This is a genomic window from Kitasatospora sp. NPDC058032 (assembly GCF_042885845.1).
In the GTDB taxonomy this organism is placed as follows: Bacteria; Actinomycetota; Actinomycetes; order Streptomycetales; family Streptomycetaceae; genus Kitasatospora.
Window position 1 is genome coordinate 69034 of sequence record NZ_JBHVRK010000008.1, and the last position, 6791, is coordinate 75824.

A 6791-nucleotide genomic window follows, 5' to 3' on the forward strand; every position below is an offset into this window, starting at 1 on the left:
AGCGGCATCCGGGGGTGGTGTGTGCGCGGGGGAGGTCGGTGGGCGTGGCTACGATGGGTGCGCCGGATGGGCTGATCCATCGGGTCGTCTGCCGCGCATCTGGCCGCAGGCGGGTACCAGGGAGATCGGAGCGGTCGGGAAGGCCATGCTCAACAAATACGCGCGTGCCTTCTTCACACGTGTCCTGACCCCGTTCGCCGCGTTCCTCATCCGTTTGGGTGTGAGCCCGGACACCGTGACGCTGGTCGGTACGGCCGGTTCGGTGGCGGGTGCGCTGGCGTTCTTCCCGCGCGGGGAGTTCTTCTGGGGCACCATCACGATCACGCTGTTCATCTTCTCGGACCTGGTGGACGGGAACATGGCGCGGCAGCTGGGGCGGTCCACGAAGTGGGGGGCGTTCCTGGACTCGACGCTGGACCGGGTCGCCGACGCGGCGATCTTCGGTGGTCTGGCCATGTGGTACGCGGGCAAGGGCGACAACGACCTGCTGTGCGCGGTGGCGGTGTTCTGCCTGGCGAGCGGGCTGGTGGTGTCGTACACCAAGGCGCGGGCGGAGAGCCAGGGGCTGCCGTGCGACGTGTCGGGGCTGGTGGAGCGGGCCGAGCGGCTGGTGATCAGTCTGGTGGCGGCCGGTGTGGCGGGTCTGCACACGTTCGGGGTGCCGTACGTGGAGTGGCTGCTGCCGGTGGCGCTGTGGCTGGTGGCGGTCGGCAGCCTGGTGACGGTGTTCCAGCGGATGCTGCAGGTGCGCCGTGAGGCGTTCGAGGCGGACCGCGTGGCGGCCGGAAGCTGAGAGGGGGCCCGCGGTGGAGGACCGAGTCGCGGTGAAGGACCGAGCGGTGGACCGACTGGTGTACACGGCGTACGCGGCGGGTTGGGGGGCGCTCAAGCACCTGCCCGAGCCGGCGGCGCGGGCGCTGTTCGACCGGCTGGCGGACTACGCGTGGCGGCGGCGCGGCAAGCGGGTGCTGCAGCTGGAGGCGAACCTGCTGCGGGTGTGCCCGGAGGCGGACGAGGCCCGGCTGCGGGAGCTGTCGCGTGCCGGGATGCGCTCGTACATGCGGTACTGGCAGGAGTCGTTCCGGCTGCCGGTGTGGGGCCGCGGGCGGGTGCTGCGCGACGTGCGGGTGGACGGCTTCGAGCACGTGCAGCAGGCGCTGGACGCCGGGCGGGGCGTGGTGGCGGCGCTGCCGCACATGGGCAACTGGGACCTGGCGGGCGCCTGGGTGGCGAGCCGGGGGTACCCGTTCACGACGGTGGCGGAGCGGTTGAAGCCGGAGCGGCTGTTCGACCGGTTCGTGGCGTTCCGGGAGAGCCTGGGCATGGAGGTGCTGGCGCTGACCGGCGGCTCGGTGAGCGTGGTGGGCACGCTGGCGCGGCGGCTGCGGGCGGGGAAGCTGGTCTGCCTGGTGGGGGACCGGGACCTCTCGGAGGCGGGCATCGAGGTGTCGTTCTTCGGTGAGGCGACGAGGATGCCGGCCGGTCCGGCGGCGCTGTGCCAGCGGACCGGGGCGGCGCTGCTGCCGGTGTCGGTCTGGTACGAGGGTCGGACCATGCGGGCGCAGGTGCACCCGGAGGTCGTGGTGCCGGCGCAGGGCGACCGGGCGGAGAAGACCCGGGTGATGACGCAGGCGATGGCCGGGGTGTGGGAGGCGGCGATCCGGGAGCACCCGGAGGACTGGCACATGCTGCAGCGCTTCTGGCTGGCCGACCTCCCGGTCCGTGAGACGGTGGAGGCGGGGGCGTCCCGGGCCGCGGGCGGCGCCCGTCCGGCCGTTCGGGAGCCTGCCGTCCGTCCGGCGGCGGAGTCGGCCGGGGAGCCGGCGGCCGAGGCGTCGGGGGCCTGAGCGCGCCCGTCCGCCCGACCGCAGTCCGTACCCGTACCCGCACCGCCCGCAGGATTCGAGGAGACCCGTGAAGATCGGCATCGTCTGCCCGTACGACTGGGACGTCCCCGGTGGCGTGCAGTTCCACATCCGGGACCTCGCCGAGCACCTGATCGGCCTGGGCCACGAGGTGTCGGTGCTGGCGCCGGCCGAGGACGACGAGGCGCTGCCGCCGTACGTGGTGTCGGCGGGGCGGGCGGTGGCGGTGCCGTACAACGGCTCGGTGGCGCGGCTGAGCTTCGGGATCCTGTCGGCGGCCCGGGTGCGGCGGTGGCTGCACGAGGGGCGGTTCGACATCCTGCACGTGCACGAGCCGGCCTCGCCGAGCCTGTCGATGCTGGCGGCGTGGTCGGCGTCGGGGCCGATGGTGGGCACCTTCCACACCTCGAACCCGCGCTCGCGGGCGATGATCGCGGCCTCGCCGATCCTGCAGCCGGGGCTGGAGAAGATGCGGGCGCGGATCGCGGTGAGCGAGTACGCGCGGCGCACCCTGGTGGAGCACCTGGGCGGGGACGCGGTGGTGATCCCCAACGGCGTGGACGTGGGCTTCTTCGCCGGCGCGGAGCCGGACGAGCGGTGGAGCGGCGGCGCGGCCGAGGGGCGGCCGGGGACGATCGGCTTCATCGGCCGGATCAACGAGCCGCGCAAGGGGCTGCCGACGCTTCTGGCGGCGCTGCCGCGGATCCTCGCGGAGCGGCCGGGGGTGCGGCTGCTGGTGGCGGGCAAGGGCGACGAGGAGGAGGCGGTCGCCGGGCTGGCGCCGGAGGTCCGGGCGCAGGTGGAGTTCCTGGGCATGGTGAGCGACCGGGACAAGGCCCGGCTGCTGCGCAGCGTGGACCTGTACGTGGCGCCGAACACCGGCGGCGAGAGCTTCGGGATCATCCTGGTCGAGGCGATGTCGGCGGGGGCGCCGGTGCTGGCGAGCGACCTGGACGCGTTCAAGCAGGTGCTGGACGGCGGGGACGCGGGCGAGCTGTTCCCGGTGGAGGACGCGGACGCGCTGGCGCGCACCGCGGTGCGGCTGCTCGGGGATCCGGCGCGGCTGGAGGAGCTGCGCAAGGCGGCGTCGCGGCACGTGCGGCGGTTCGACTGGTCGACGGTGGGCGCGGACATCCTGGCCGTGTACGAGACGGTGACGGCGGGGGAGGCCGCGGTGGTGGAGGACGAGCGCAGCGGGCGGCGCGGCCGGTTCGGGCTGGCCCGGGACTGAACGGGCGGCGGGCGCGGTTAAGGTCGGACGGTTCCACCGTCCGCAGTCCCCGTGTCCCTGGAGGGCCCGATGCCGCAGATCTCCGTCGACTACTCCCCGAGCCTGGCCGCTTCCTTCGACCGCCGTGAGCTGGGCCTGGCGATCAACCGGCTGGCGGTGGAGACCATCGCCGCCCAGCCGGAGGGCTGCAAGACGATCTTCCGGCCGACCGACCCGGAGGTCGTGGTCGGCTTCGGCGAGCGCCCCGAGGCGCAGGTGTTCGTCCAGTTCCAGATCTTCCCGGGGCGCAGCCCGGAGGCGAAGTCGGCGCTCACCGAGGGGGTGCTGGCGCTGCTGGCGGAGCGGGTGAAGCCGGCGCCGGGGGAGCGGCTGCACCTGGCGGTGGACGTGCGCGACATCGACCGCGAGGCGTACCGGAACACCGCGATCGAGGGGTGAACCGGGGGCACCCGGTAGCGTAGCGCCCCGTGACTACCTGGATCTGGGCCGGCGTGGCCGTGGTGCTGTTCGGCATGTACCTGAGTTGGACGGCCGGAAGGCTGGACCGGCTGCACGCCCGGATCGACGCCGCCCGTGCGGCGCTGGACGCGCAGCTGGTCCGCCGGGCGTCGGTGGCGATGGAGCTGGCGACGTCGTCGCTGCTGGATCCGGCGGCGTCGTTGCTGCTGCTGGACGCGGCGCACGCGGCGCGGCAGGCGGAGGACGAGCAGCGCGAGGTGGCGGAGAGTCAGCTGAGCCTGGCGCTGCGGGCGGTGTTCGCGGAGTCGGAGCAGGTGGCGGCGCTGGTGGCGGAGCCGGGCGGCGAGGACGCGGTGCGGGATCTGACGGCGGCGGTGCGGCGGGTGCCGATGGCGCGGCGGTTCCACAACGACGCGGTGCGGGCGGCGCGGGCGGTGCGCGAGCACCGGCTGGTGCGGTACTTCCGGCTGGCGGGCAAGGCGCCGTTCCCGATGGCCTTCGAGATGGACGACGCGCCGCCGGTGGCGCTCACTCCTGAGGGTGCTCCGGCCTAGGCCGTGCCTGGCGGCACCTGTCCGTGGCACCCGCTCCACCTGCGGTGGCGGCTTGCCCCGGATACGGCCTCTTTGTCGTATCCCACCGGACCGGCTGGACTTGGTGGCGCATGGAGGGCCGGTTTCTTCCGCCTACCATAGGGCGATAGCACTGGTTCATCTTCGAGTGAGGTCTCACGTGTCCACCACCCCCACCACCGCAGACCAGCCGCAGATCGGTACCGCCCGGGTGAAGCGCGGCATGGCCGAGCAGCTCAAGGGCGGTGTGATCATGGACGTGGTCAACGCCGAGCAGGCCAAGATCGCCGAGGACGCCGGCGCTGTGGCCGTCATGGCCCTGGAGCGGGTGCCGGCCGACATCCGCAAGGACGGCGGCGTGGCGCGCATGTCGGACCCGAACATGATCGAGGAGATCATCGGCGCGGTCTCGATCCCGGTCATGGCGAAGTCCCGGATCGGCCACTTCGTCGAGGCCCAGGTCCTGCAGTCGCTGGGTGTCGACTACATCGACGAGTCCGAGGTGCTGACCCCGGCCGACGAGGTCAACCACTCCGACAAGTGGGCCTTCACCACCCCCTTCGTCTGCGGTGCCACCAACCTGGGCGAGGCGCTGCGCCGCATCGCCGAGGGCGCGGCCATGATCCGCTCCAAGGGCGAGGCCGGCACCGGCAACGTCGTCGAGGCGGTCCGCCACCTGCGCCAGATCAAGAACGAGATCGGCCACCTGCGCGCCCTGGACCACAACGAGCTGTTCGCCGCCGCCAAGGAGCTGCGCGCCCCGTACGAGCTGGTCAAGGAGGTCGCCGAGCTCGGCAAGCTGCCGGTCGTGCTGTTCTCCGCCGGTGGCGTGGCCACCCCGGCCGACGCCGCGCTGATGCGCCAGCTGGGTGCCGAGGGCGTCTTCGTCGGCTCGGGCATCTTCAAGTCGGGCGACCCGGCCAAGCGCGCCGCCGCGATCGTCAAGGCCACCACCTTCTTCGACGACCCGAAGATCATCGCCGACGCCTCCCGCAACCTGGGCGAGGCCATGGTCGGCATCAACTGCGACACCCTGCCGGAGAGCGAGCGGTACGCCAACCGCGGCTGGTAATGCGCTGTGGACGGCCCGCCGCGCGGTGAGATCATCGGCGCGGCGGGCCGCCGTGCGTCGTCGAGTTCGAGAGTCAAGAGGTACGAGAAGTGTCCACTCCAGTCATCGGCGTCCTCGCCCTCCAGGGTGATGTCCGCGAGCACCTGGTCGCCCTGGCCGAGGCCGACGCGCTGGCGCGTCCGGTCCGTCGCGCGGAGGAGCTGGCCGAGGTCGACGCGCTGGTGATCCCCGGCGGGGAGTCCACCACGATGTCCAAGCTGGCGCTGCTGTTCGGCGTGATGGACCCGCTGCGCGAGCGGGTCGCCGCCGGCATGCCGGTGTACGGGACCTGCGCCGGCATGATCATGCTGGCCGACAAGATCCTGGACGGGCGCGAGGACCAGGAGACGGTCGGCGGCATCGACATGACGGTGCGCCGCAACGCCTTCGGCCGCCAGAACGAGTCCTTCGAGTCCGGCATCGCCTTCCGCGGCCTGGACGACGCCCCGGTGCACGGCGTGTTCATCCGCGCCCCCTGGGTGGAGTCGGTCGGCGCGGCCGTCGAGGTGCTGGCCGAGCTGCCGGCCGCCGACGGCCCGGAGAGCCGGATCGTGGCCGTGCGCCAGGGCAACCTGCTGGCCACCTCGTTCCACCCGGAGCTCACCGGCGACCACCGGGTGCACGCCTACTTCGTGCGCATGGTCGAGGAGCACCTCGTCGCCGCGTGACCGCGCGTGCGTGACCGTGTGCGGTCCGGCGGCGGCCGCACCGGTAAGATCTCATCTGTTCATTTCCCTTTGGCGACGTAAAGGAGCTGGCGATGTCCGGCCACTCTAAGTGGGCTACCACCAAGCACAAGAAGGCCGTGATCGACGCCAAGCGCGGCAAGCTCTTCGCCAAGATGATCAAGAACATCGAGGTGGCGGCGCGCACCGGCGGCCCCGACCCGGCCGGCAACCCGACGCTCTACGACGCCATCCAGAAGGCGAAGAAGAGCTCGGTCCCGATCGACAACATCAACCGCGCCGTCAAGCGCGGTGGCGGCCTGGAGGCCGGCGGAGCCGACTACCAGACCATCATGTACGAGGGCTACGGCCCGAACGGTGTCGCGGTGCTCATCGAGTGCCTCACCGACAACCGCAACCGTGCCGCCTCCGACGTGCGCGTGGCGATGACCCGCAACGGCGGCTCGATGGCCGACCCGGGCTCGGTCTCCTACCTGTTCACCCGCAAGGGCGTCGTGATCGTCCCCAAGGCGGACGGCGTGGACGAGGACAAGCTCTTCGAGGTCGTCCTGGACCAGGAGCCCGAGGAGATCAACGACCTCGGCGACTCCTTCGAGATCGTCTCCGAGGCCTCCCGGATGGTCGCCGTCCGCACCGCCCTGGTGGACGCCGGCGTCGACTACGACTCGGCCGAGGCCAACTTCCTGCCGAGCATGCAGGTCGAGCTGGACGTCGACGGCGCCCGCAAGATCCTGAAGCTGATCGACGCCCTCGAGGACAGCGACGACGTGCAGAACGTCTTCGCCAACTTCGACATCAGCGACGAGGTCGGTGCGCAGCTCGACGCCGAGTGATCGTGCCCCCTCCCGGCCCGGCGGTCCCCAGGAC

8 protein-coding genes are annotated in these 6791 nt (G+C 72.2%); all 8 read left to right on the top strand.

Going from position 1 to position 6791, the window contains the following annotated elements; genetic code table 11:
• Positions 1-145: 145 nt before the first annotated feature.
• The 8 genes from pgsA to ACFVUH_RS15480 all read left to right on the top strand — a co-directional run bounded on the left by pgsA (position 146) and on the right by ACFVUH_RS15480 (position 6757).
• Positions 146-793, top strand: a complete 648-nt coding sequence (pgsA, locus tag ACFVUH_RS15445) for a phosphatidylinositol phosphate synthase (RefSeq protein ID WP_355374457.1) — start codon at positions 146-148, stop codon at positions 791-793.
• A 46-nt stretch (positions 794-839) separates the two neighbouring features.
• Positions 840-1847: a phosphatidylinositol mannoside acyltransferase gene (locus ACFVUH_RS15450; RefSeq protein WP_387913625.1), complete on the top strand. Its 1008-nt coding sequence runs from the start codon at positions 840-842 to the stop codon at positions 1845-1847.
• Between the two features lie 67 nt (positions 1848-1914).
• Positions 1915-3096, top strand: a complete 1182-nt coding sequence (locus tag ACFVUH_RS15455; protein WP_355374451.1) for a glycosyltransferase family 4 protein — start codon at positions 1915-1917, stop codon at positions 3094-3096.
• Positions 3097-3165: 69 nt separating this feature from the next.
• The gene (locus ACFVUH_RS15460) at positions 3166-3534 is read left to right on the top strand and encodes an isomerase (protein ID WP_355374449.1); all 369 of its coding nucleotides are present in this window, start codon (positions 3166-3168) and stop codon (positions 3532-3534) included.
• A 29-nt stretch (positions 3535-3563) separates the two neighbouring features.
• Positions 3564-4109 (top strand): hypothetical protein, encoded by a 546-nt coding sequence (locus tag ACFVUH_RS15465; protein ID WP_380685660.1) that lies wholly within the window; start codon positions 3564-3566, stop codon positions 4107-4109.
• Between the two features lie 178 nt (positions 4110-4287).
• Complete coding sequence (pdxS, locus tag ACFVUH_RS15470; RefSeq protein ID WP_350545123.1) at positions 4288-5199, top strand: pyridoxal 5'-phosphate synthase lyase subunit PdxS; 912 nt, start codon at positions 4288-4290, stop codon at positions 5197-5199.
• Positions 5200-5288: 89 nt separating this feature from the next.
• Positions 5289-5906, top strand: coding sequence for a pyridoxal 5'-phosphate synthase glutaminase subunit PdxT (gene pdxT / locus ACFVUH_RS15475; protein ID WP_387913626.1), 618 nt, complete (start codon positions 5289-5291; stop codon positions 5904-5906).
• Positions 5907-5998: 92 nt separating this feature from the next.
• Positions 5999-6757 carry a YebC/PmpR family DNA-binding transcriptional regulator gene (locus tag ACFVUH_RS15480; RefSeq protein ID WP_355374443.1) on the top strand — a complete coding sequence of 253 codons (759 nt, stop codon included), beginning with the start codon at positions 5999-6001 and terminating at the stop codon, positions 6755-6757.
• Positions 6758-6791: the final 34 nt, after the last annotated feature.

What these genes read in the sequence shown, in the direction of transcription:
- ACFVUH_RS15480 (WP_355374443.1), top strand. Translation starts at nt 5,999, where the DNA reads ATGTCCGGCCACTCTAAGTGGGCTACCACCAAGCACAAGAAGGCCGTG.
- ACFVUH_RS15460 (WP_355374449.1), top strand. Translation starts at nt 3,166, where the DNA reads ATGCCGCAGATCTCCGTCGACTACTCCCCGAGCCTGGCCGCTTCCTTC.
- pgsA (WP_355374457.1), top strand. Translation starts at nt 146, where the DNA reads ATGCTCAACAAATACGCGCGTGCCTTCTTCACACGTGTCCTGACCCCG.